A 22488-nucleotide genomic window follows, 5' to 3' on the forward strand; every position below is an offset into this window, starting at 1 on the left:
GGTGGCGACCGCACGCCAGCGGTGTCTCAGCTTCGGTAAGCGAAGGCCGACATCATGCCGCCTGACTGGTTGGTGAAGGGTGCTGCGACCACAGAACTGCGGCGCCTGCCGCTGCACCCTTCAGGATATCTCGGCGTTTCATGATGATTTCCTTCGGTCTCGAGATTGTTGTTTCGGTCAGCACAGAATGATCATGCCCGAGCGCCTCCCTGGCCTTTAGGGCGCACGGCGCTCGCCGGCGGAACCGAACAGCCTGGCCACATGCGGAAAAAAGGCGGGCACGCGGGCCGCATAGCGGTCGTAGGCATCGCCGAATTCCTTTCTCGCTTCACGCTCTTCGATGAAGGAAAGCCGCACATACATGCCAACCAGAACGGGGAACATCAGCACCGTCAGCAGCGTCGGCCACTGCACGAGGAAGCCCGCCATGACGAGAACGAAGCCGACATACTGCGGATGCCGGACGGAGGCATATGGGCCGCCGGTTGCGAGGCGATTGTGGCGCTGCGCTTCGTAACGCACCCGCCACGCACTCGCGATCAGCACGAAGCCGCCGCCGATCAGGAAGAAGCTGAGAATGTGGAAGGGGCCGAAATGCGGATTGAGCCGCCAGCCGAACATCATCTCCAGGAGGTGACCGGCATCATGCGAGAGCCAGTCAACGCCGGGGAACCGTGACTGCAGCCAGCCTGAGAACATGTAGATCGTCAGGGGGAACCCGTACATCTCGGCAAACAGCGCCACCAGGAAGGCGCTGAATGCACCGAAGGAGCGCCAGTCACGGCCGGTTCGCGGCTTGAAGAAGCTGAAGGCGAACAGGATGAAGATCGCCGAGTTGATTATAGCCAGGCCCCAGAGGCCGTAGGCGGAAGATTGCTCGACCATGGTCATGCTCCTTTGTGGTGTGTGGGGCCGTCTTGCGCGCCCGGGTCGGTTTTCCTGTGCCCGGCCTGTCCCCGGTGCCCGACTTGCTTCTTGTGCCCAGCATGACTGCCGTGACCGCCATGGCCGCCATGCATGAACATGTGAAGTAGAGGGCAGGCGAGCAGCAGCAGAAAGGGAAGGGAACCGAACGTATGCGCCCGGTGCTCGGAGAGAAGAAAAAACGCGGCAATCAGCAGGAAGGCGATCGCGGCCAAACCGGTCTTCGAAGTCCAGAATCCGCCCGTTCCTGCCTCGGTCTCCTGTTCTGGTTCGGAGCCGGTCGGGGGATTGGACATGCGGTGTGCGGCGGGGTTCACGGGTTGAATTCCCTTTGATGTTAGCGGTTGCCGTTGCCGGCCACGGCGGTCGAGGCGCGGCTTTCGAAGCCGTAAAGCGCGAGGCTGAGGGCCCAGACCAGCGCGCTGGCAAACAGTGCCCACCTGAAATCGGAGCCGATCGTGAAGTTCGCCACCGACATCAAGCCGATGGACGATGCCCCTCCGACCAGAGCGCCGGCCAACGCGACCGGGTGACGAGTCCGGAACGCTGTGAGCGCCAGCGCAATCAGCAGAACGCCGGTAGCGAGGGCGTAGCCGCCGAGCACACGGAAAACCTGCGTGAGCCACATCGCAAGACGCGGACCGAAGGCTTCCAGCTCGGCGGCCGAGAGATTCATATAACGGACATCCTCGGGCAGCAGTGGCGGCCTGAGGGCGATGAAATACAGTCCGATCCCCGCGATGATCATTCCCGCCAGGGCAAGCGTTGCGGACGACATCGTCCATGGATTGGCTGTAGCTTTCATGAGGCCCGCCCTAACGGCGCCCGGTGGCGACGACGTTGTAGATCGAGGCGTAGACGACACCCGCCACGAGGCCGACGACGCCAAGGCCGACGATGCCGTAGAGAACACGGCCAGGGCTCATCTGCGCCGCCAGTCTAACCGCGTTGAAGTCGAGCCCGTGCATGAAGGCGCCGAAGAAATCGAGCGTCGCGCCCGGCCAGATGGCGAAGGCCAAAGCACAGAGCATGCTCATCAGGGCCAGCGTCACGCCCAGCGCAATGCCGACGGACAGAATGCTAAATTTACTCATGGGTTCCTCCCGTCACTTCGCGTGTTGCTTGAGCCATTCCTGCATTGCGGCGATCTCGGCCTGCTGAGCCGTTATGATCTGATTGGCCCAGTTCCTGACCTGATCATCCTTGCCGAATTGCAGGACCGCACGGGCCATGTCGATCGCCCCTTGATGGTGCGGAATCATCGACTGGACGAAGGCGATATCGGGATCTTCGGCCTGGATGGCCTGCATCATCGGCCCGTCCATTCGCTTCATGGCATCCATGTAAGTCCTGGAGGCCTCGGGCATGTTGGCAGTGTCCATTGGCATGTTCTTCATCATGCCGCCGCCCTGCATCATGCCGCCCTGGCCGCCTTGCATCATCTGCTGCATCATGGGCATCATCTTCTGCATCGTTGACATCATCGTCGTGCACTGTTCAGGCAGCTTGCCCGGCACCGCGTCAGCTGCCGGAGCCGTTGTCGTGGCTTGCGGTGCGTCGCCCTCGGGATGGTGCGGATCCGTCTGGGCAAATGCCGCGCCCGAAAGAGCTGTGAATGCGGCAAGCGTGATCATTCGAAGGTGGGTCTTCATGACTGTTTCCTTTTCGTTGGTGTGAAGCCGAGGCGAACTCTGAGAATGGGTGCGCAAGGCACAGCCGGATCGCCGATACCGGTTTGACTACGCGGATCGTTCGCGCGTTATCGGCCTTGGCGTGCGCTGCTGGGTTCAACAGTCCCAAGGCCGCGACGGCGCGATATCAGGCGAAGGTCTGGGGAGGTTGCAGGAGGGCCTCGGGGTCGATGCCTGTTGCCAGAAGCGCCTTGCCCTCCGTGAAGCGGGCGGTGCCGGACGGGCAATTGACGACCCCACATTCGCCGGTGGCGGAAATGCTTGCAGCACAACAGCCCGATGCGGCCGAGTACGCGCAGTCGGCGCCGTGCTCGCAACAGCCATCGTTGTGATCAGTTGCCGTGACATCGCCTGTCACCTGGCTTGAGCCGCCAATGGGGGGAACTGCAAACTCGGCAATGGCGCCGATATCAGCGCCCATACCCGGACCCTGGCCGGCAAGACCAGCGCCCATGACGACGCTGCCCGCGATCAGAACGAGCATGGAAAGCAAGGCGCGAAGCTGGGTCAGTCCAATTTCCATCTTCCCAGTGTGGCATAGCTGCGCATCGCGGCTTTGACGCAAATCAAAGCCGCGGCTCCGGGGGAGCGCTTAGGTTGCCGGGTCTCATCCAATACGGATCGGACGTTTTCCCAGGCCCCAAAACCGGGAATGAACCGGAGGTGAGGTGATGCCAGCAATGCCGCGTTCCACCGAGACTGCCGTCAGGATAGAAGCCGCGGCCGAGACCGTGTTCGCCTATCTCGATGATCACAGGCATCTCGGGACTCATATGAGCGCCTCGTCGTGGATGATGCTCGGCTCGAAAATGGACTACGACTTCGATGCACATGAAGCTCGTTTGGTCGGCTCAAAATTTGGATTCCATGGCAAGATACTTGGAATTGCACTGTCTGCGGAACAGGTGGTTACGATCCGGGTGCCGCCCAGATTGAAGGTCTGGGAAATCATCGGTGTCCCAAATCTCTGGGTGATCGGCCGTTACCGCATGGGCTTCGAGATCGTCCCCGAATCGAGCAGCTGCCGGCTTCGGGTGTTCATCGACTACGATCTGCCACAAACGGCGCCGGCCCGTTGGCTCGGCCTGATTTTTGCCGATGTATACGCACGTTGGTGTACTGACCGGATGGCGAAAGACGCGGCAGCTTATTTCGAGAAGACAGGGGCGCAGACAGTCGCGTCGACCAGTTGATCGAGGCGGGCCTTGTCGCCACGGGAATCGCCGGAGCGTTCGGTGCATTCCTGAACAAATACGCTCCGATACGGGGTGGCGATGTGATCATTCTGATGCAGGAGGAAGGTCCATGACTACGTCGCAAAATGCGGTCGAGTTTGGAAAGACCGTTGAGACGATCCCGAATGGCTCCGGAGCTGCGGCCATTCTGGCAGCGGGCATCGGTTGTGCTGCCATCGGCGTTCTAGCATTCGCGTCCGAGCTGTCGCCCGGACTGCGGGGTCTATTGAATTTCTACAATCCTGTAGGCGCGCTCCCCGGCAAGACGACCGTAACAATCATCGTTTGGCTCATTGCTTGGTACGGGCTGTCACGGATTTGGCAAAGGGAAAATGGTTAACATGCGCGCCGTCAAGTCGCAGCGCTCATCTTGCTCGGGATAGGATTCCTACTAACCTTCCCGCCGTTCTGGTACCTTTTCGTGAAAAGTCCGGGTTCGCTGCCGAATCCATCACTGAGCTTACCCGTCACGCCGCGATCATCGTCGCTCCCGTCGGTGACTTGGTCCCGATCGCGTTGCGTGCTGTGCGCAAGGGCGGCAAAGTGCCGTCCTGGTGCCGTGATCTACTCCAACCGGACTATCTGGCCCGCCCACCGAGCTTACGCATTCGTCCAAGCCATTTCGCACGCGTCGCGTCGCTGGCGCCCTCGACCATGCCGAACAAGGTTTCGCGCACCGGACCGATCCCGACAAAATGGAGTATGCTTCGCCGCATGCCAGCAATGCCGTGGCCGAGGAACCAGAGCTGGTAGAGAAGGGAAGGCATGCCCATTGTCACCACGAGGCGGGCGGAGCGGCCGCGAAGCAGCGCCTTGGTAAAGCCTTTACCGCTGTCCGGATAGGCGAAGGCCGTTCCCGGCCGCATGACCTGTTCCAGAAATGCCTTGAGCAAGGCCGGCATGGTCCCGAGCCAAAGTGGAAAGACAAAGACGATGTGCTCCGCCCAGACGATCGCCCGGCGGCGTCATTCAGGCTGTCGGGTATCGCGCCGTGTTCGAACTCCTGCATCGTCCGCAGCATCGAAAAATCGAGCGCTGCCAGATCGATTTGTCGCACGACATGTCCCGCCTGTTTCGCGCCCTCGGCATAGGCTTGCGCCAGACCGCGGCAGAGGCGGTCCGGAGACGGGTCGGGATGGCCGACCACAACCAGGATACGTCGCGACATGAGTTGCTCCCGGCGTTGTTTGGAACGCTAAGGCCGTTCGACCCGTGCCACCTGATAGGTGTGCATGGCGCCGTTGCGTTCGATCGAGACATATTCTCCGGTCACGAAGCGCTCGTCGCCGAGATGGAAACCGATCTCGTCGTCGCGATCACCGTCGGTATAATCGAAATACCATTGTCCGCCCGGCTTGCGCCGCAGCCGCCCGATCAGGTCTTCCTCGCCGGTGCGAAAACGGCGCACTCGGCAGGACGCCTGGTGCGACTTCCACTCTTCCGCATCGATCCGGCCTTCGTTCGTCAACGGAACGAGCACGTCATAGCCCTCTTCGCGGTCACCCTCCGGATGCCCCCTTTCGCGAGCAAGCAGCAGCCGGATATGGCGGAATTTCGAGGTGAGGTCCTGCAAGCTGGTCATGGCGAACTCCTTTTCACGGAGTTTGATAACGTGGCGGTCGAGTCCGACCTTGATCCGCATCAAGGAGCTGGAAAGTTTGACCGGCCTCAGACGTTCGGCAGCAGGACCGTGGCGAAGTAACCGGTGATCGCCGCCAGCAGGGTTGCGCCGCCCAAAGGCAACCAGAACCTGACGGGCCCGGCAAATACGGCCAGCGACAGGCGGCCAATCGCGTTTGCCACCAGCGCCACCAGCACTGCCTGACCCACTGTCCCGACAGGGACCGAATGCTTGACCAGGCGCAACGCGCTGAGCACCGAGACGTCGACATCGAACGTTCCTGCAAGCGCCGAGGTCGCCAGCAAGCCGCGCCCACCGAATTGAACAGCCAATGCAGCGCTCGCGGTCGCGACGACGGCAAAAAGCAAGGCGAAAAGCAGCAACGGGCCCAATTCGAATGGATTGCGAGCCAGTGCGCCCTTTTCGCGTTTTCCCTGGTCGTGGGCCAACATGAATGCGCCGCAGGCGGCGAAAGCGAGCGCCGCGCCAATCGCCGGAATGCCGACTGCTCCAAACACGCTTGGCTCAAGGATCAGCACCACGGCGCAGACCCGCAGCACCGAAACCATCGCCGCCAGCGAAGCCGCGCCTGCGAGCGGCCGTGGATTGCTCGCGGACGCGGCGTTGCGCGCAAGCGCCATGGTTACGGCGGTGGAAGATACGACCGCACCAACGAGCGAGCTGACGAGCAGACCGCGCCTGGTTCCCAGGACGCGGACGGCGACATAGCCGGCGAACGAAATCGACGCCATCAGCACCGTCAGGAACCAGACCTCCCAAGGATTGAACCCGCCCCAAGGATCCATCGTCCGGTTTGGCAACAAGGGCAAAACGATCGCCGTCATCACCGCAAGGATCAGCGCCGAGCGAAGCTCGATCCAGGTCAGTCGCTTCAGGAGACCGTGCAGGATCTCGCGACTGGCAAGGACCGCCGCAAGTGCCGCCCCTCCGGCAGCCGCGGCCCGATAGTCACCGGCGACCGAAAGTGCACCGAGCGCAAACACGCCAAGGCCGGCGATCACCCCCGTGACGCTGAAATCCTCGTCTTGGGCCGCCTCGCGCGCCTTGTACCAGGCGAAGATTGCTGCAAAGGCGATGAACCCGCCGACCAGCACGGAAACTGCACCGAGCGCATCGGCGAGCGCTGCGAGAATGCCGCCGAGCAGGCCGGATATGCCGAATGTGCGAATGCCGGCCGTGCGGCTGCGGTCCGGTGCGTCCCGCTCGCGCCAGCCGCGCTCCAATCCGACGAGGAGACCGATTGCCAGGGCCAGTCCAAGCCGGGCGATGAGCGTATCCATGGTTGGCGCGGCCTCAGGCGGCGACAGTTGGCAGACGGTCGCGAACCCATCTGACGATCTGCCCCACCGTCATCGCGCCGGATGTGCGCGCAATTTCACGCCCGCCATGGAAGAGGATCATCGTCGGGATGCCGCGAATGCCGAACTTTGCCGAAACAGCCTGTTCCTTGTCGGAGTTGAGCTTGATCAAGCGGACATGGGGTTCCAGTTCGTTGGCCGCCGCCTCGTACGCCGGCGCCATCATCTGGCAGGGGCCGCACCAGGGCGCCCAGATGTCGACCACGACGGGAAGGCTGCTGCGCGTGATCTGGCGATCGAAAATCTCAGCGTTGACGTCTTGCGGGTGTCCCGAAAACAGTTTGATCCCGCATCTCCCGCATTTTGCCTCCAAAGCATTGTGGGCCTGCGGCAGACGGTTGACCCCGCCACATTCGCTGCAAACCACGAAATCCTGCTGTGCCATGGCCATTCACCGATTTGCCGTCGTCTACTATGCGCGCCCGAGACGTCCATCGCCAAGAGCGCGCAGCGCGTTAAGGATGACCGCGACGTCGATCCCTTCCTGAAGCAATGCGCCTGCCACTGGCGTGATCTGCCCCATGGCTGCGGCAGCCATCGCCAAAGCCGAGAGCGCGAGCCCGGCGATGATGCTTTGCAGGGCAATCGCGCGGGTGCGTTGGGCAATCCGCATCGCTTCGGCGACCGGCTGCAACCTGTCGGCCAGTATGATGACGTCGGCCGCCTCCGAAGAGGCCGTTGCACCGCGGGCACCCATGGCAACACCGACCGTCGCGGCGGCGAGGGCAGGGGCATCGTTGATACCGTCGCCGACCATCATTGTGGGTGCCTGCGTTTTCTCGACCTCGACTGCCGCGACCTTTTCGGCGGGGGTGGCATTGGCGACTATCACATCGAGGTCAAGCAAGCGGGAAATGCGCTCGGCCGCCACGCTGTCGTCGCCTGTAAGCATGACGACACGCTTGATGCCGGCTTGCCGAAGTTCGCCCAACGTATCCCGTGCGTCCGTTTGCAAGGCGTCCCCGAATGTAAAAACACCGGCAAGGCGCTTGCCAAGCGCAACAAAGACCCTCAGCACCGGCTCGTCCCGGTACCGGTCTTCGCCGCTTCTCGCCCAGGTCGGTAGCGGTTTGTGAGCGAGCACGAGATGACGCGAGCCCGCCGCGATCGACACGTTCTCGACTTGCCCCTTCAGGCCGGCCCCACGGTACTCGCGAACATCGCACGGATGCGAGAGCTGCAGGTGCCTGGCGCGCGCCGCTCGGGCGATCGAGTCGGCGAGCACATGGTGCGAGGCCTGTTCCAGCGATGCCAACAGTCGCAGAAGCTCGTCGGGATCACGGCCGGGCGCCACGTCGATTTCGATCAGCTCGGCGCCGCCGATGGTCAAGGTGCCGGTTTTGTCGAAGATCGCGGTCCGAGCCTGTGCAAGGGCCTCCAGCGCCGCAGAGCCCTTCATCAGGATGCCGCCATGCGCGGCGCGTGACACGCCGCCAATGAAAGCAACGGGGGCGGCGAGGATGAGCGGGCAAGGTGTAGCGACCACCAGGACGGCGAGCGCTCTGATCGGATCGCCGGAGACGTACCAGGCGATGCCGGAAACCAGCAACGTGACAGGGAGCAGGAACAGGGCGAAACGATCGGCCATCCGGATAAAGGGGGCTTTCGCCGTCTGCGCCGCCGCAACCATGCGAACGATCGCCGCGTATGTGCTTTGTTCGGACAGGGCTGAAGCCCGCATGCTGAAAGCCTCGCCCGCATTGACGGTGCCGCTACGCAGCAGGTCGCCGGCGCTGCGGCGTTCCGGCAAAGGTTCGCCAGTCACAGCGGACTCGTCGAGTGAGGCCGAAGCGTCGAGCAGGACCCCGTCGACAGGCAGCAACTCACCAGCGCGCACGAGGAGGTGGTCGCCGACGGTGACGTCCTCAACAGCGATGGTTTCTATCCCTTGTGTCGACTTCCGGTGCGCAACGCGCGGCGACCTGTCTGTCAGCGCCTTGAGGTTGCGCTCCGCGCGCCCACGGGCAAAATCCTCAAGCACCGTGCCGCCGGCATACATGATCGCGACCACTATTGCGGCCAGGGGTTGGCCTAGCAGCAGGGCTGCGGACATCGAGACCAGTGCGATGGCATCGACGCCGAAGCGGCCGATCCAGAAATCGCGCAATATGGAGATGGCGAGAGCAGCAACTACAGGCAAGGTCGCCACCGCCCAGATCGTGCCGGCCTCAACGGGGCCAAGACCGGTTCGCCAAATCCCGATGCCGACCGCCAGCCCCAGGACGGCGATGACCAGCAAGGCGCGGCGCAGGACAGACTCGTTCATACGATTTCTCTCAACCTTGATGGTCCCCGCGGCGCTAGAGTTCGCTGACCATCTCCTCAAGCAGGCGCCGCACGTCTTGCGCCACTTCCGCAAGTCCGGGATTGTCGATCGCGCCCATCGAGGCGACCGGATCGACCGCCGCGACCTCAACCGTTCCCGGTGCGATCTCCGTGACGATGACGTTGCAGGGCAGCATGGTTCCGATCTTGTCCTCTGTCTGCAGCGCACGCCACGCGAAATGCGGATTGCATGCCCCTAGGATGACGTAGGGTTTGAAATCAGCGCCGAGCTTGGTCTTCATGACCTGCCTGACGTCGATCGAGGTCAGGACGCCAAAACCCTTGTTTGCGAGCTTGTTGGTCACGTGGTTGATTGCCGTAGCGAACGGCATGGCGACGGTCTTGCTGAAATAGTAGCTCATCAAATGCTCCAATTGTTTAGCGCGACAGCTCGCGCAACAGTTAATCGCGATGATCAGGAGAACGCTTTGATCCAACGCAACGACCAGGCAGTAGCTGTTTGATCCCGGACTTTAATGGCGCATCATTGCCGTCCGAATCAAAGGATGCGCTATGGGACAGGTTCTACACCGCCGCGCCACGACGACAGAGGCAGTCCGTCGAGCGATACAGCATAGTCAAGAGAGCCTGAGAGCGCTGGCCAAGCGCTACGGCATCGATCAGAAGACAGTTAGAAAGTGGAGGAACCGGATCTCGACCGCCGATCTTCCCACCGGCCCGAAGAAACCAAGATCGACAGTGCTGTCGCTCGAAGAGGAAGCGGTGATCGTCGCCTTTCGCAAGCACACGTTGCTGGCGCTGGATGATTGTCTCTATGCCCTACAGCCCTCGATCCCGCATCTGACGCGCTCGTCGTTGCATCGCTGCCTTCAGCGCCATGGCATTTCGCGGCTGCCGCAGGTGGACGCCGACAAGCCGGCCAGGAAGAAGTTCAACGCCTATCCGCTCGGCTATTTCCATATCGACCTCGCCGAGGTGCAGACCGCCGAGGGCAAGCTGCGCCTTTTCTTGGCCATCGATCGGACGTCGAAATTCGCCTATGCGGAATTGCACCCGACGGCGGGCAAGATGGCGGTGGCCCAATTCCTTCGCAACCTGATCGCGACCGTGCCCTATGCCATCCATACCATTCTGACCGACAACGGCATTCAGTTCGCCAACCGGACCTGCGACCGGCATGCCCTTCAGCACATCTTCGACGGCATCTGCGACGAACATGGCATCGAGCACCGGCTCACAAAGATCAACCATCCCTGGACGAACGGCCAGGTCGAGCGGATGAATCGGACCATCAAGGACGCCACCGTCAAGCGCTTCCACTATGACGATCACGAGCAACTGCGTCGGCATCTCGCCGACTTCATCTTAGCTTACAATTTCGCGCGCCGGCTTAAGACCCTCAAGGGCCTCACGCCCCACGAATTCATCTGCAAAATCTGGGCAAAAGAGCCCGAACGGTTCCGACTCGATCCCACCCATCAAATGCCGGGACTAAACAAGTAGCGACTGGCGACTATCAGCGTGAATGGGAGAAACAGGGTGACGATCCGAAATCTCGAATATGCGTTCGCCCCCAAGTCGGTTGCCGTGTTCGGCGCATCGGTGCGCGACGGCTCTGTCGGCCGTGTCGTCTTCGACAACATCGTCTGCGGCGGCTACGAGGGCGAGATTTGGCCGGTCAATCCGAAATACACTGAAGTGGCGGGTCGGCGCTGCTATCCGAAGGTGGCGGATCTGCCAGGTATTCCCGATCTGGGTGTGATCGTAACGCCACCCGAGACGGTTCCCGGCATCGTTCGCGAGCTCGCAGACATGGGCACGCGGGCGGGGGTCGTCATCACCGCTGGGCTGACGCGCGAGAACGGATTGCGCCAAGCGATGCTCGACGCCGCTAAGCCCACCCTTTTCCGCATCATCGGGCCGAACACGCTGGGCCTGATGATCCCGCCAGTGAAGCTCAATGCCGGGTTCGCGCATATGGCAGCCAGGCCAGGCAATATCGCGTTGCTGTCACAATCCGGCGCCATCGCGACATCTCTGATCGACTGGGCGGCTCAGAACAATGTCGGCTTCTCACAGATCGTCTCACTCGGCGATATGGCCGATGTCGATGTCGGAGACTGTCTCGACATGCTGGCGGGCGATGCGCATACGCGCGCCATTGTGATGTATCTCGAAACCATTCCCGAACCGCGCAAGTTCATCTCGGCCGCACGTGCTGCAGCGCGCATCAAACCGGTGATCGCGATCAAATCGGGCAGGCACGAGCAATCGGCCAAGGCTGCCGCGACCCACACCGGCGCGCTATCGGGCGCCGATCGCGTGGTCGATGCGGCATTGCTGCGTGCCGGCATCCTGCGCGTCAAAGACCTGGCAGAGCTCTTCGATGCTGCCGAAACGACCGCTCGCTTCGCTCCCCTCGAACGAGCCCGCGTCGGCATCGTCACCAATGGCGGCGGGGCAGGCGTGTTGGCCGTCGATCAACTCATCGACTGCAACGGAGAACTGGCAGAGCTCTCGCCGGAAACAATCGCCCGATTGGAGGTCGTCCTGCCTGCCACCTGGTCCCACGCCAATCCGGTCGACATCATTGGCGACGCTTCGCCGGAGCGCTATCGGGTGGCGATCGAGGCCGTCGCGGGCGATACCGGGACCGACGTCGTTCTGGTCATGAATTGCCCAACGGGGCTTGGCTCGCCGCTTGCCGCGGCAAGCGCGGTGGCAAAACTCACCCACGAAGGGAAGATCGGTCGAAAGCCGGTCCTCACCTGCTGGCTCGGGGAGCATACGGCGCGCGCCGTGCGGCTGATCCTTCAGGATGCCGGCATTGCCAGTTTCGAGACGCCTGCGGACGCCGCAACGGCCGTCTCCTATCTCAGCCAATGGTCGCGAGCCCAGCGGGCGCTGATGCGAGTCCCGCCGAGCCGCGGCGAGGACACCGCGAGCGACCGCGAAGCCGTGCTTGCCATATTCAGGCAGGTAGCGAAGGAAGGTCGGCGAATGCTGACCGAGCCGGAAGCCAAGGCGGCGATTTCCGCTTACGGCATTCCGGTGCCTGAAATGATCGTCGCAAAATCTCCTGTCGAAGCGGAGATTGCGGCCGGCCGGCTCCTCAAGACGTCCGAGCACGTCGTGATCAAGCTGCTATCCAAGACGATCTCGCACAAGTCGGACATTGGCGGGGTGGTGCTCTGCATTGCCACCGCCGCGGCCGTCGGGGAGGCCGCGCGCTCGATCGAGGCGCGGGTGCGCAAGCACGCACCGAAAGCCGACATTGAAGGCTACGCCGTTCAGCCGATGGTGGTGCGAAAACAGGCGCAGGAACTCATCCTCGGCATGAACCGGGATCCGATCTTCGGCCCCACAATCATGTTCGGCGCCGGCGGCGTTGCGGTCGAGGTGATGGGCGATACGACGATCGCGTTGCCGCCTCTCGACGATGTTCTTGCCGGTGACCTGATCGACCAAACGCGCATCGGCCGCCTGCTCGCCGGGTTCCGCGACCGCAAGGCGGCCGATCGTGGTGCAATCATTGCTGTGCTCAACGGCCTGTCGCAGCTGATCGTCGACTTTCCTTGCCTCGTCTCCATGGACATCAATCCACTGCTCGCCAACACCGATGGCGTGATCGCGCTCGATGCCCGCATCGAGATCGAGCCGGAACGTGTGGAAGAGCCGGGGCCGAACCCGGCGCTCGCCATCAGGCCCTACCCGTCGGGCTGGACCAGAGACTTTGCAGCGGGCGGCGCGCGCTATCACATCCGGCCGATCAAGCCGGCCGACATCGCGCTCTATCCGGAATTCTTTGCCAGGATTTCGCCGGACGATCTGCGCCTGCGGTTTCTGTCGCCGCGCAAAAGCTTCTCCGACCAGATGCTGAAACGGCTCACTCAGCTCGACTATGACCGCGACATGGCTTTCGTCGCGCTGGAAGCGAGCACCGGCGCGCTGGCAGGGGTCAGCCGGCTGTCCTGCGATCCGGATCACACTGTCGCCGAATACGCCTTGCTGGTGCGCACGGATCTGCAGGGACATGGTCTCGGTTGGGAATTGCTCAGACAGATCGTCGATTATGCAAAGGCCGATGGGATCGGTCGGATCGAAGGCATTATGCTCAGCGAGAACAGCAAGATGCTGACCATGTGCCGCGAATTTGGCTTCAAGGTAACGCATCATCCGAGCGAACCCGGCCTCCTCGAGGCAAGGCTCGACCTCCGTTGAGGTCGATTACCCTGCCGCCGTCACGAGGCTGAGCGAAGGGGTAGCCCCGGTTCGGAAGCATCTCCTTCGGAGAACCTTCGCAATTCCGCGACGATATCGGCAAGCTTCCGATCGGCGTCGACCTTGCGCCAGCTGGACTGGGTGGCATTTCGCTGCAATTGCTGCGAGAGGATGTCGATGGTGGCATCCGAGGGACCGCCCTTGCGCTCGCTGACGCGTTGCCAAAGGACAAGCGTATCCGCCTGCAACCAGAACCCGGAGAATGCGACGCCCCTGTCACTTGCCGCCTTCTCGATCCGGCCTCGATCGTCTGGCCTGTCGAACACGGCATCGGCGACCACCGACCCTCCTTCGGATAGGATCAAACCGGCCCGCCATGCCATTTGGCGATAGACGCGTTCCGATACTCCCGGTCGATAGGCCTTGTCCGGCAGCCTCGTTTCTGCAGGAACGCCATGCATCGCTTTGCGAATACGGTCGCTTTCGACAATGCGCGCGCCGGGCGGCGCACCGACGCGGGCGGCGAGGGCCTCCGCAACGGTCGTCTTGCCGGAACCACTCAAACCGCCGATCGCAACGAGTCGCGGCGAGGTCTCCTGGAGAAGCTCTCGGGCAAGCTCGAAATAGGATCTGGCCTCGGCAATCAACTTGTCGGTACAGGCACTGCCTTCTTCGACCTGCGTCGCGGTGACATGCGCGCGCACAGCTGCCCGGACCGCCATGAAAAAGGGCAGAAGGGCAAAGCCATCCTCATCGTCGGCTTCGTCGAGATAGCGATTCATCACAAGATTCGAGAGCTCCGGAAAACCGCGATGCCACAGGTCCATCAAAAGGAAGGCAAGGTCGTAGAGCACGTCCACAGTCGCGATCTGGTCGTTGAATTCGATGCAGTCGAAAAGCCGGGGCTCGCCGTCGAAGAGACAGATATTGCGCAGATGCAGATCGCCATGGCAGCGGCGGATCTTGCCAGCGACTTCGCGACGGTCGAGCAATCCGGAATGCCGGGCAAGCGCGGTACGGAAGGCCTCGGCAAATGTCTCGACCTCGGCCTTGCCGAAGACATGGCTGGTGGCAAAGCCGGCCTCGTTGATGTCGAGCACGTCAGCAAGGTTAGAGGCGCCACTGCCATTGCGGATTTCCGGTACGCCGCGATGATAGTGCACGATCATGCGCGCGGTCGACGTCATCAGCGCAGGCGTCAGTTCGCCGGCGATTGCCATCCGATCGAGGAGCTTCGATTGATCGAAGCGGACCATCTCGATCGCCGCGTCGACCAGTTCGCCGCTTCCGTCGAAGGCCAGCTCGCCTGCGGCCTCTCGTGTGATGCGCCGCACGCCCAGATAAAGGCCAGGTGCCGTTTTCGAGTTGAGTTCAACCTCCTTCTCACAAGCGGCGAGCCTGAGTGCCGGTGTCGAGAAATCGACATAGGGCAACTTGACCGCTCGCTTCATCTTGTAGGCGTGTTCGCCAACCAGGAATATACGCGAAATATGGGTCTCGATCGCCTCTACCGGTCCACTCTCGCCATACGTGGCGGGATCGAGCAGCAGCGCGACCACGGCTTCCTGGTTCTCAACGATCATGGTTCAGCCTCCTTGAAGCCCGCGATGCGAAAGCCTTGCCGCGCCCGATGCCTACCGCTGCAGTGCCTGGACATAACCAGCTAGGTTATGGATGCGTTCCGTGGTGACGATCTCTCCGGCGTTTGGGCCGTATTTCTTCACGTCATCCGGAAGGAATTGCCGACCCCATACCGGCATATCGCGCTCGCCATGTTCCGGCACCATGGTGCGACCGTCGATCATGGCAAAGACGCGCCAGTACGGAAATTCGCCACCATTGTTTTTCGACAGACGCGTCAGGTCGGCCGGGCGTTTCACCAACTCGTCCCCCAAGGGACCGTCACCTTTGCCGTCGACACCATGGCAGACCGCGCAGGAGTTCAGGTACTCCGCCTGGCCGTAGCTCATTTCCTGCGCCATTGACGCATTGAGAGCCAAGCTTGCGAGAGCTGCCGCGATCAAAAATTTCATTGTCGTGCCCACCGATTGGTTGGCCGAACCTTACTACCTCGGTGCGCACCGCAGTTGATCCGGATCAATTGAGGCTTCGCGCATGATCTTTGATTCAGCGCAATGAGCGCTGAGACCCGCCTCGTTACGGTTGCAGGCACGATTGGAGCCGAACTCAAGATTCAGGAGCAGTTGCGATGTCATTCAAGACGATACTCACGGTCACGGAACCAGGCATGAGCGACGGCGATCTGCACCTCGCTGCCGGCCTTTGCGAGGAGGTCGGTGCACACCTCGCTGTTCTCGTGGTGGTGCTCGCCGCGCCACCGCCGGTTGGAGAGTTTGCCGCGATCGTTTCAGAAGACTGGCTGAAGGAGCGCCAGGCAGATGAGAAGGCCCTGAAGAAGACAACGGCGGCCGTGTCGGCGTTCCTGGCTGGCCGCGCCCTTTCGGCTGATACTGTCAGCGCATATCCGGAAGCCAGCTGGGCCGACGAAACCATCGGCCGCCGCGCCCGCTATGCCGATATCACCATTGTGGGACCGGAAGTGCTTGCCGGCGAGACGCTAAAAAGCAAAGTGATCGAGGGCGCATTATTTTCCTCAGGAAAGCCTTTGCTGCTTGTCCCCCAAGGTTCGCGGCCGACGCTGAAGCCGAAATGCGTGATGGTTGCATGGGATTCCCGTCTGGAGTCATCGCGCGCCCTTCGTGAGTCGCTCGACATGCTGATCTGTGCCGACGAGGTGCATCTTGTCCTGGTCGATCCTGTCGAGGGCGAAACCCACCACGGAGCGGAACCAGGAGCCGATGCTGCAGCCTATCTTGCCCGGCATGGGGTGAAAGTCACGGTCGACCGGTTGCCCAGTGCGAACCGTTCCGTTGCCGACGTGCTTCGCCAGCACGCAATTGATGTTGCCGCCGACCTCCTGGTCATGGGCGCCTACGGGCATTCGCGGCTGCGCGAGCGGATCTTCGGCGGCGTCACCAAGTCGATGGTCGAGGATCCATCGTTGCCTGTCCTGATGGCGCGGTAGCAATTCAAAGCCAGAAAAGGGAAGATCACAAAAAAGGGCCGGTGAGTTTGCGCCGGCCCGTTTTGTTCTTGGCAGCGAATGGGCTGTACGACCTACTCGCTTGCTTCCCGGCCCGACACCTGTTCGATGAGAATCCGGAAGAATACGTGGGGTATGCTGTCCGACACCGGGGTGGTGACCGGCTTGAGTGCGCCAGGCTCCCACCAGTCAGAGTGCTTGCTCAACACCGACCACGCATGGTCGCGTTGAGCCTTGTAGCCGATCCGGTCGGGCAGCTCTTCATAGCGGCCATCGACCACCACGCTTCTCCATCCCCGCCCCTGGCCGCGTTCGTCGATCTGGACGCACACCCGCGGATTGGAACGCATCCAGTCGATTTTCTTGCCCGGCATGGAAAACGCATAAAGATGATTGTCTGCGTGGGCATAGTAGAATGGCACGACGTATGGCTGGTCGTCGTTGGAACATGCCAGCCGGCCTACGCGATTGCTCGCCAGCACTTTGCTGCATTCCAAGACCGAAAGTGTGCGGATCAGCATCGGTGGGATCTCCTGTTTTCTTTTCTCGGCTATCCTGTCGGTCGTTGTTTCATATCGCTCAGTTCGACTCGGCGTGCTTTGGAAAGCATCTGGAGGCTTCTTACATGGGTCGAGTTTCCTTGACCTACATAGGTGCGGCGCCAGCGCGCGCGATCTCAATTCGATAAAAGTCGGTGGAAAGATCCAGCCTGAAGGACAGAGCGTGTCACGCCTCCGAAAGCCCATTCCCGAGCCCGGCTATGACCATAACCGCCTAGAACAATGAGATCAGCTGCAATCTGCTGCCCAATCTGAAGAAGTATTTCTGCCGGCGCTGACCGGCGGCTATCCATCACTTCGGATCGTGCCTTCACTCCATGACTTGCCAGAAAACGCTGCGCGTCCTCCACGCCGGCACGGCACGTCACCTCACCACCACCTTCAACGGTGGCGATCACCACGTCTCTAGCGTCGACCAGAAATGGCAGAGCGTCAACGACGGCGCGCCTGGCCTCGCGTGTGTCACTCCACGCAATCAGAATGCTCTCGGGCCTGAATGGCGCAAGTGTATCAGACGCGACAAGAACGGGGCGGCCCGCGGAAAGAATCAGGCCGCCCGCATCCACGGTCCGGTGATGGTCGATCATAAAATCCTGCATTGGAGGTCCGACAACAATCAGATCGGAGGCGCGAGCGTTGAGCGCAAGCTGCTGGGTCGGATTGCCGACTACGCCCCGCCATGAGGCCCGGTCGCTGCCGTTGACGGTACAGAGGAATTCCTCTTTCAGGCAATTCAGGCGACCTTCTATTTCATCGACCTGACACCATATCGCCTGTGCGGCAGCCTCCTCCATGCCCTTTGGCATGACGAAATGCCCTTCAGCCGCGCAGAAGGCGATCAGTTCGGCGTCATGCGTTTGGGCAAGCTCCCATGCGAACGCTGCGCGCGGTGCAGCGATGGCATCAATGTCCAGCTGAACCATAATCGTCCTGAAAGCCATCACCCAAGCTCCTTCGCACTTGGCGCAAGAGGGCCACGAAAACGGGCCAAGGGCCTTGATGCGCGTCAAAAACGAATGAACTCAAATAGTGCTGGTCGCTTCCGTATTTGTGTCAGGGTCCCGGGCGTCGTTGATCTCCATCAACGACCAGTCGATGACGGCCGCTAGTGTTGCTTGGCAAACATTTAGGTTCACGGTCGCGGCCCCACAGGGAGTAATCGCCATGAAAACCAATGCCGGGTCCTCGCACTTCGCCTTACAGCCCTTGCCGACAGCGACGAATGGCCAGAAGTTGCTCATCGCAGCAGCTGGCCTTCAGGCCCACGCTCTCAAGGCAATTATGCGGTATCAGGTCGAGACGCTATCTTTCCTGAAGCACCGCTGCGAGCAGAACGTCAAAATGGTCGATGATCTCGTCGCGGGTAGCGAATTCAACGACGCTTTCGATGTGCTCAGCAACTTCCTTCAGAACGCGACCTCGGAATATGCAATGGAAGCCGGCAAGGTAGCCTCGATCAGCTCCAGACTTGCTTCGGAAATCGCAAGGCATGCTCGCAGGCGGAAGGGCACTGGTCGAAGTCAATTGCGCGCGATGCCATGCGGTTGGACAAACAGACGTGAGCAGCCATCCCGACGCATCTGAACTTCGCAAACTTTCGCAGCGTTATCGGCTCACTGATCTCGAGGAGGCACTGGCCGAAGGCATTTCAACCGGGCATCCGGATATGCCTGAGTGGGTTGCCAGCCCCGACCAGATCGAGTCAATCATCGCCTATATCGGCAGCTTGCAAAGACCTTGACCGTTGCGATTGGCAACGCAGGCGGTCCGGGTGCAAAGCCCGACGCCCAACAAGCGCTCGTGAAATTGATCTGGCGCAATCAGAACAGTAGTGCGGTTGCTAGAGTTAATGGATTGCGGGATCCAAGCGATGTCTCTCCGGTTCAACGCCGAAACCACTCGCAGAGACACTCTTGGGCCGCACAGCCAGAGCGCAAGCTTCATCACTGGCAGCTATCATCTCGTGGATGGTGGCTACACGGCCAGATGAGTAGGTGCTGACGGGCACGTTGCTGTTTGGCTCTCGCCCACTTGGAAAATGATCCAGATCAAGGCGGGACCTGCCGCTTCCGCACATCATTAGGGGATGATGTGGAAGCCAATCTCAAGCGCTCCGTTCGGTCGTGAACTCGAACTCGCCGTCCTCGACGAGGACGGCGAACATGCGCTTGTCTTCCCTTGCTTAAAGGGGCGGGAAGGTTGGAAGAACGTCACGACCGGCGCGCGCGTTGACATCCACCCGACTCACTGGCGCGACTGGCTGCCTGATAGGATCCCGGCAGACAACGGCATGTCTCTCCGTGACTCGCCTTAACGTTTGGATTCCACGATCAATGCCATGCGCACGAGATGCGACAGGCTGCTCGCGGCCATCTTGCTCATGACGTTGGCGCGATGGATCTCGACCGTGCGCGGGCTGATGCCTAGATCGTATGCGATCGTCTTGTTCGGCAGGCCCGACACAAGCCCATCCAGCACCTGCCGCTCCCGCTCCGACAGCGTCGACAGACGGCCGCGGATTTCCGAGCTTTGTGGGTGTGTCGCATCGGCTTGGTTGCGGTTGCCCAACGCAGAGCGGATCGCATCGATCAGAATATCGTCGTCGAAAGGTTTTTCGATGAAATCGGCGGCACCTTCCTTCATCGCCTGAACAGCCAGCGCCACATCGGCATGACCCGTCATGACAATGACTGGAAGCGTATGTCCGCGGGTCCGGAGCTGTCGCAGGAACTCGATCCCGTCAATGCCGGGCATGCGCACGTCCGTCACGATACAGCCGTCGAGATTGCCCGTCGCTGTGGCCAGAAAAACCGACGCCGATTCGTATAGGCGTACAGCGAAATCAGACGTCGCCAGAAGAAAACCAAGCGACTTGCGAACGTCGACGTCGTCGTCGACCACATGCACAAGATCGTTACCGGCCATTGGCGACTTCTTCCTTCTGCACGATGCGCAGGGTGAACCGGAAAGCGGTTCCTCCAGCGGGCACCGCCTCGGTCCAGATGTGACCACCGTGCGATTCGACGATAGTGCGGCAAATGGAGAGGCCAACGCCCATGCCCTGCTTCTTGGTGGTGACAAACGGCTGGAAAAGCTGGGCGGAGACGTCCGGCGCGAGACCAGTGCCTGTGTCAATCACGCTTACCTCAGCCATGCCGTCATCACGAGCCACGGTTGTGATTTGCAACTCACGGCGTGGCACACCTTGCATGGCTTCTATCGCGTTGCGCATCAGGTTCAGCAAAACTTGCTGAATCTGGATGCGGTCGGTCAAGACCAGTTCCGCGGCGGGATCAAGCTTGTAGCTGACGCGCACATTGGCTTCTCTTGCCCCAACCAGGGCCAGGGACGATGCTTCCTCGATCAACGCAGGCAGGCGTTCGACTTGTCGCTCGCTTTCGCCTCTTGCGACGAAGTCCCGAAGATGGCGAATGACGTCTCCGGCTCTCAATGCCTGTTCCGCTGCCTTTTCGACGGCCTCCCTCAGCACCGGCGCGTTCTCTTCCGTGCTTTTTTCGAGAAGCCGTCGGCTGCCTTTGAGGTAGTTCGTGATTGCCGTGAGCGGTTGGTTGATTTCATGCGCCAAGGTCGAAGCCATTTCGCCGAGCGCGGTAAACCGCGCCATATGGAGAAGCTCCTGCTGTTGCTCCTGTATTCTTGCTTCCGCTCTGTAGCGTTCGGTCAAGTCCCGGCAGAAACCGGTAAAGAAGCGGCCGGTTCCAGGATGCATTTCTCCGACGGAAAGCTCCATCGGAAAGGTTGAGCCATCCTTACGCATCCCAGTGACGGTGCGGCCGAGCCCGATAATCCGGCGCTCGCCGGTTGATAAATAGCGGTGCAGATAAGCATCATGCTCTTCGCGGTATGGCGACGGCATCAGCAGCTTGACGTTCTGACCCATGACTTCGCTCGACTGGTAACCGAACAGCGTTTCGGCAGCCGTGCTGAAGGATTGAATACTGCCTTGTTCATCGATGACGACCATTGCGTCGGGCACCGTGGCCAGGATCGAACGCAAATGATCTTCGCGCAATCGTAGGGCCGCGTTTGCAAAAGAGAGCTCGCTGACGTCGGTGCCTTCGACAAAAATGGCCGTGACGCGGCCATCGTCCGCCTTGATGGGTTGATAGACGAAGTCGAGGATGCGCTCTTCGACCGGCTCGTCATCCTTGTTGCGAAGGGTGACCTTCACGCCCTGACCTCTGTAGGGCTCGCCCGTTTCATACACCTGGTCCAGCAGTTCGTAGAAACCCTGACCCTCGAGCTCGGGCAGCGCCTCGCGTACCGACTTTCCTATTACTTGCCTCTGGCCAATCAGGCGTTGATAGGCGGCATTGGTCAATTCGAAGACATGACCCGGCTCACGCATCAACGTCATGAACCCCGGGGCCTGCTCGAACATCAGGGAGAGCCGCTCATGCTCGGCCGTGCCCCGCCGTTCGTTGCGAGCGTCGGTCGACAAGTCACGTGTTTGTTTGTCGTCCAAATCAAGTCCTTTGATCAGAGAACCTGCCACGCAGTCTAGTTATCATCATCGCTCTTTCTGCACACGCAGAAACCGATCAAGCCGAATAGTCGCGATCGTCTCGGTCGCTAGTGTTTTTTGACACGCATCAAGGCGTCGAGTGCCGGCGAATGCACTTCATCATCGCATTCTAACGCTCCAGCGAAAGGCGACTGCAATGTCCTACAAGTCAATTATTTTGAACCTTGGCGTAGATGCACCTGCTGCACCCATAGTGAAGTTGGGGGTCGAGCTTGCGGAACGCTTCGGGGCTCACCTTATCGGCCTGGCGGCTGCAGACGTCCCGCCGCTGGTCGCGACCGGCGACGGCATGGTCTACGAAGGCGAGATCATGCAGATCCAGCGGACGGAAATCGAAAAGCGGCTTGCCGAACTGCGCGCCGAATTCGAGAGGCTGGTTCCTGCTTCGATCAGCAGCGAGTGGGGGCAGGAAGTCTGCAGCCCGACCCGCTTCCTTAGCGTCTCCGCCCGCGCGGCCGACCTCATCGTTACCAGCGGCGAGGAGGGAGAAAATGTCTATCGCACCGTAGACATCGGCAGCCTGGCACTCGGCACAGGCCGGCCAGTCCTGATCACCGCAAGCAATGTCGAACATATCATGGCAAAAACCGTGCTGGTCGCCTGGAAGGACACCCGGGAGGCACGACGGGCGCTGACCGATGCATTGCCTTTCCTCGCCAAGGCCACCGAAGTGGTCATCGTCACAATCGATAGCGATCGCGACGACAGCATCCGTGACAGCCTCGCCGACGTCGCCGTTTTTCTTGAACATCACGGCATTACGGCGCGAACCGAACTGATCCGCGGCGAGGCTGACGGCGATCGACTCTTGACATTCGCGCGCTCGATCCATGCCGACCTGATCGTCTCCGGAGCATATGGTCACAGCCGCCTGCGCGAATGGGCGTTCGGCGGCGTCACGCGTACGCTGATCGAAGAGAGCAGCATCAACCGCCTCATGTCGTATTGACCGCCGGTCAAT

The 22488-nt window shown here is 61.1% G+C and carries 26 protein-coding genes and 1 pseudogene; 8 read left to right on the forward strand and 19 right to left on the reverse strand.

What is annotated here, in order from left to right:
• Positions 1–52 precede the first annotated feature (52 nt).
• From IHQ72_RS13095 to IHQ72_RS13125, 7 genes are all read right to left on the reverse strand, one after another.
• A complete protein-coding gene (locus IHQ72_RS13095; protein WP_258122808.1) occupies positions 53–142 on the reverse strand; it encodes a twin-arginine translocation signal domain-containing protein in 90 nt (29 codons plus the stop codon).
• Positions 143–216: 74 nt separating this feature from the next.
• Complete coding sequence (locus IHQ72_RS13100; RefSeq protein ID WP_258122809.1) at positions 217–885, reverse strand: methyltransferase family protein; 669 nt, start codon at positions 883–885, stop codon at positions 217–219.
• A gap of 2 nt (positions 886–887) precedes the next feature.
• Positions 888–1241, reverse strand: a complete 354-nt coding sequence (locus IHQ72_RS13105) for a DUF2933 domain-containing protein (RefSeq protein WP_374120348.1) — start codon at positions 1239–1241, stop codon at positions 888–890.
• A 20-nt stretch (positions 1242–1261) separates the two neighbouring features.
• Positions 1262–1702 carry a hypothetical protein gene (locus tag IHQ72_RS13110; protein ID WP_258122810.1) on the reverse strand — a complete coding sequence of 147 codons (441 nt, stop codon included), beginning with the start codon at positions 1700–1702 and terminating at the stop codon, positions 1262–1264.
• A gap of 37 nt (positions 1703–1739) precedes the next feature.
• Positions 1740–2018, reverse strand: coding sequence for a DUF5676 family membrane protein (locus IHQ72_RS13115; protein ID WP_258122811.1), 279 nt, complete (start codon positions 2016–2018; stop codon positions 1740–1742).
• 12 nt (positions 2019–2030) lie between these two features.
• Positions 2031–2576: a CopM family metallochaperone gene (gene copM, locus IHQ72_RS13120; RefSeq protein ID WP_258122812.1), complete on the reverse strand. Its 546-nt coding sequence runs from the start codon at positions 2574–2576 to the stop codon at positions 2031–2033.
• A gap of 166 nt (positions 2577–2742) precedes the next feature.
• Entirely contained in the window at positions 2743–3138 is a 396-nt protein-coding gene (locus IHQ72_RS13125; RefSeq protein WP_258122813.1) for a hypothetical protein, read from the reverse strand.
• Between the two features lie 208 nt (positions 3139–3346).
• On the opposite strand from IHQ72_RS13125, the gene IHQ72_RS13130 reads away from it, so the two are divergent.
• On the forward strand, positions 3347–3808 hold the full coding sequence (locus tag IHQ72_RS13130) for an SRPBCC family protein (protein WP_258122814.1): 462 nt from the start codon (positions 3347–3349) through the stop codon (positions 3806–3808).
• A gap of 112 nt (positions 3809–3920) precedes the next feature.
• Entirely contained in the window at positions 3921–4190 is a 270-nt protein-coding gene (locus IHQ72_RS13135) for a hypothetical protein (RefSeq protein WP_258122815.1), read from the forward strand.
• Between the two features lie 238 nt (positions 4191–4428).
• Here the strand turns inward: IHQ72_RS13135 and IHQ72_RS13140 are convergent.
• The 6 genes and pseudogenes from IHQ72_RS13140 to IHQ72_RS13165 form a co-directional block, all read right to left on the reverse strand.
• Positions 4429–5018: pseudogene (locus IHQ72_RS13140) on the reverse strand (NAD(P)H-dependent oxidoreductase).
• 27 nt (positions 5019–5045) lie between these two features.
• Complete coding sequence (locus tag IHQ72_RS13145; RefSeq protein WP_258122816.1) at positions 5046–5432, reverse strand: hypothetical protein; 387 nt, start codon at positions 5430–5432, stop codon at positions 5046–5048.
• Between the two features lie 86 nt (positions 5433–5518).
• The gene (locus IHQ72_RS13150) at positions 5519–6772 is read right to left on the reverse strand and encodes an MgtC/SapB family protein (RefSeq protein WP_258122817.1); all 1254 of its coding nucleotides are present in this window, start codon (positions 6770–6772) and stop codon (positions 5519–5521) included.
• 13 nt (positions 6773–6785) lie between these two features.
• Positions 6786–7235 (reverse strand): thioredoxin TrxC, encoded by a 450-nt coding sequence (gene trxC / locus IHQ72_RS13155; protein ID WP_258122818.1) that lies wholly within the window; start codon positions 7233–7235, stop codon positions 6786–6788.
• Between the two features lie 27 nt (positions 7236–7262).
• Positions 7263–9116, reverse strand: coding sequence for a heavy metal translocating P-type ATPase (locus IHQ72_RS13160; RefSeq protein ID WP_258122819.1), 1854 nt, complete (start codon positions 9114–9116; stop codon positions 7263–7265).
• A gap of 34 nt (positions 9117–9150) precedes the next feature.
• A complete protein-coding gene (locus tag IHQ72_RS13165; protein WP_258122820.1) occupies positions 9151–9537 on the reverse strand; it encodes a DUF302 domain-containing protein in 387 nt (128 codons plus the stop codon).
• 151 nt (positions 9538–9688) lie between these two features.
• Between IHQ72_RS13165 and IHQ72_RS13170 the strand changes: the two genes are divergently transcribed.
• Positions 9689–10639: an IS481 family transposase gene (locus tag IHQ72_RS13170; protein ID WP_258122821.1), complete on the forward strand. Its 951-nt coding sequence runs from the start codon at positions 9689–9691 to the stop codon at positions 10637–10639.
• Between the two features lie 36 nt (positions 10640–10675).
• A complete protein-coding gene (locus tag IHQ72_RS13175) occupies positions 10676–13357 on the forward strand; it encodes a bifunctional acetate--CoA ligase family protein/GNAT family N-acetyltransferase (RefSeq protein WP_258122822.1) in 2682 nt (893 codons plus the stop codon).
• A gap of 20 nt (positions 13358–13377) precedes the next feature.
• Here IHQ72_RS13175 and IHQ72_RS13180 read toward each other — a convergent pair whose 3' ends face one another.
• Both IHQ72_RS13180 and IHQ72_RS13185 read right to left on the reverse strand, forming a co-directional pair.
• Entirely contained in the window at positions 13378–14940 is a 1563-nt protein-coding gene (locus IHQ72_RS13180; RefSeq protein ID WP_258122823.1) for a bifunctional aminoglycoside phosphotransferase/ATP-binding protein, read from the reverse strand.
• Positions 14941–14991: 51 nt separating this feature from the next.
• Entirely contained in the window at positions 14992–15390 is a 399-nt protein-coding gene (locus IHQ72_RS13185) for a c-type cytochrome (protein WP_258122824.1), read from the reverse strand.
• Positions 15391–15566: 176 nt separating this feature from the next.
• Between IHQ72_RS13185 and IHQ72_RS13190 the strand changes: the two genes are divergently transcribed.
• Positions 15567–16403, forward strand: coding sequence for a universal stress protein (locus tag IHQ72_RS13190; RefSeq protein WP_258122825.1), 837 nt, complete (start codon positions 15567–15569; stop codon positions 16401–16403).
• A gap of 92 nt (positions 16404–16495) precedes the next feature.
• Here the strand turns inward: IHQ72_RS13190 and IHQ72_RS13195 are convergent, their stop codons facing one another.
• Positions 16496–16942, reverse strand: coding sequence for a pyridoxamine 5'-phosphate oxidase family protein (locus tag IHQ72_RS13195; RefSeq protein ID WP_258122826.1), 447 nt, complete (start codon positions 16940–16942; stop codon positions 16496–16498).
• A gap of 155 nt (positions 16943–17097) precedes the next feature.
• The gene (locus IHQ72_RS13200; protein WP_258122827.1) at positions 17098–17922 is read right to left on the reverse strand and encodes a universal stress protein; all 825 of its coding nucleotides are present in this window, start codon (positions 17920–17922) and stop codon (positions 17098–17100) included.
• 223 nt (positions 17923–18145) lie between these two features.
• Here IHQ72_RS13200 and IHQ72_RS13205 point away from each other — a divergent pair, with 223 nt between their 5' ends.
• Both IHQ72_RS13205 and IHQ72_RS13210 read left to right on the forward strand, forming a co-directional pair.
• Positions 18146–18565 (forward strand): phasin family protein, encoded by a 420-nt coding sequence (locus tag IHQ72_RS13205; RefSeq protein ID WP_258122828.1) that lies wholly within the window; start codon positions 18146–18148, stop codon positions 18563–18565.
• Positions 18471–18722: a c-type cytochrome gene (locus IHQ72_RS13210; RefSeq protein WP_258122829.1), complete on the forward strand. Its 252-nt coding sequence runs from the start codon at positions 18471–18473 to the stop codon at positions 18720–18722. The genes IHQ72_RS13205 and IHQ72_RS13210 overlap by 95 nt, the downstream gene beginning before the upstream one ends.
• A 569-nt stretch (positions 18723–19291) precedes the next feature.
• Here IHQ72_RS13210 and fixJ read toward each other — a convergent pair.
• Entirely contained in the window at positions 19292–19906 is a 615-nt protein-coding gene (fixJ, locus tag IHQ72_RS13220; RefSeq protein WP_258122831.1) for a response regulator FixJ, read from the reverse strand.
• Complete coding sequence (locus IHQ72_RS13225) at positions 19896–21383, reverse strand: PAS domain S-box protein (RefSeq protein WP_258123821.1); 1488 nt, start codon at positions 21381–21383, stop codon at positions 19896–19898. The genes fixJ and IHQ72_RS13225 overlap by 11 nt, the downstream gene beginning before the upstream one ends.
• A gap of 280 nt (positions 21384–21663) precedes the next feature.
• On the opposite strand from IHQ72_RS13225, the gene IHQ72_RS13230 reads away from it, so the two are divergent.
• Positions 21664–22476: a universal stress protein gene (locus IHQ72_RS13230; protein ID WP_258122832.1), complete on the forward strand. Its 813-nt coding sequence runs from the start codon at positions 21664–21666 to the stop codon at positions 22474–22476.
• Positions 22477–22488 lie beyond the last annotated feature (12 nt).

The organism is Mesorhizobium onobrychidis, from assembly GCF_024707545.1.
Classification (GTDB): domain Bacteria; phylum Pseudomonadota; class Alphaproteobacteria; order Rhizobiales; family Rhizobiaceae; genus Mesorhizobium; species Mesorhizobium onobrychidis.

Bases quoted from the DNA above. Each gene is read 5' to 3' on its own strand.
- IHQ72_RS13125 (WP_258122813.1), bottom strand. From the start codon at position 3,138: ATGGAAATTGGACTGACCCAGCTTCGCGCCTTGCTTTCCATGCTCGTT.
- IHQ72_RS13110 (WP_258122810.1), bottom strand. From the start codon at position 1,702: ATGTCGTCCGCAACGCTTGCCCTGGCGGGAATGATCATCGCGGGGATC.
- IHQ72_RS13180 (WP_258122823.1), bottom strand. From the start codon at position 14,940: ATGATCGTTGAGAACCAGGAAGCCGTGGTCGCGCTGCTGCTCGATCCC.
- IHQ72_RS13145 (WP_258122816.1), bottom strand. From the start codon at position 5,432: ATGACCAGCTTGCAGGACCTCACCTCGAAATTCCGCCATATCCGGCTG.
- trxC (WP_258122818.1), bottom strand. From the start codon at position 7,235: ATGGCACAGCAGGATTTCGTGGTTTGCAGCGAATGTGGCGGGGTCAAC.
- fixJ (WP_258122831.1), bottom strand. From the start codon at position 19,906: ATGGCCGGTAACGATCTTGTGCATGTGGTCGACGACGACGTCGACGTT.
- IHQ72_RS13100 (WP_258122809.1), bottom strand. From the start codon at position 885: ATGGTCGAGCAATCTTCCGCCTACGGCCTCTGGGGCCTGGCTATAATC.
- IHQ72_RS13185 (WP_258122824.1), bottom strand. From the start codon at position 15,390: ATGAAATTTTTGATCGCGGCAGCTCTCGCAAGCTTGGCTCTCAATGCG.
- IHQ72_RS13200 (WP_258122827.1), bottom strand. From the start codon at position 17,922: ATGGCTTTCAGGACGATTATGGTTCAGCTGGACATTGATGCCATCGCT.
- IHQ72_RS13165 (WP_258122820.1), bottom strand. From the start codon at position 9,537: ATGAGCTACTATTTCAGCAAGACCGTCGCCATGCCGTTCGCTACGGCA.
- IHQ72_RS13135 (WP_258122815.1), top strand. From the start codon at position 3,921: ATGACTACGTCGCAAAATGCGGTCGAGTTTGGAAAGACCGTTGAGACG.
- IHQ72_RS13190 (WP_258122825.1), top strand. From the start codon at position 15,567: ATGTCATTCAAGACGATACTCACGGTCACGGAACCAGGCATGAGCGAC.
- IHQ72_RS13160 (WP_258122819.1), bottom strand. From the start codon at position 9,116: ATGAACGAGTCTGTCCTGCGCCGCGCCTTGCTGGTCATCGCCGTCCTG.
- IHQ72_RS13170 (WP_258122821.1), top strand. From the start codon at position 9,689: ATGGGACAGGTTCTACACCGCCGCGCCACGACGACAGAGGCAGTCCGT.
- IHQ72_RS13095 (WP_258122808.1), bottom strand. From the start codon at position 142: ATGAAACGCCGAGATATCCTGAAGGGTGCAGCGGCAGGCGCCGCAGTT.
- IHQ72_RS13225 (WP_258123821.1), bottom strand. From the start codon at position 21,383: ATGTTCGAGCAGGCCCCGGGGTTCATGACGTTGATGCGTGAGCCGGGT.
- IHQ72_RS13210 (WP_258122829.1), top strand. From the start codon at position 18,471: ATGCTCGCAGGCGGAAGGGCACTGGTCGAAGTCAATTGCGCGCGATGC.
- IHQ72_RS13115 (WP_258122811.1), bottom strand. From the start codon at position 2,018: ATGAGTAAATTTAGCATTCTGTCCGTCGGCATTGCGCTGGGCGTGACG.
- IHQ72_RS13150 (WP_258122817.1), bottom strand. From the start codon at position 6,772: ATGGATACGCTCATCGCCCGGCTTGGACTGGCCCTGGCAATCGGTCTC.
- IHQ72_RS13230 (WP_258122832.1), top strand. From the start codon at position 21,664: ATGTCCTACAAGTCAATTATTTTGAACCTTGGCGTAGATGCACCTGCT.
- IHQ72_RS13195 (WP_258122826.1), bottom strand. From the start codon at position 16,942: ATGCTGATCCGCACACTTTCGGTCTTGGAATGCAGCAAAGTGCTGGCG.
- copM (WP_258122812.1), bottom strand. From the start codon at position 2,576: ATGAAGACCCACCTTCGAATGATCACGCTTGCCGCATTCACAGCTCTT.
- IHQ72_RS13205 (WP_258122828.1), top strand. From the start codon at position 18,146: ATGAAAACCAATGCCGGGTCCTCGCACTTCGCCTTACAGCCCTTGCCG.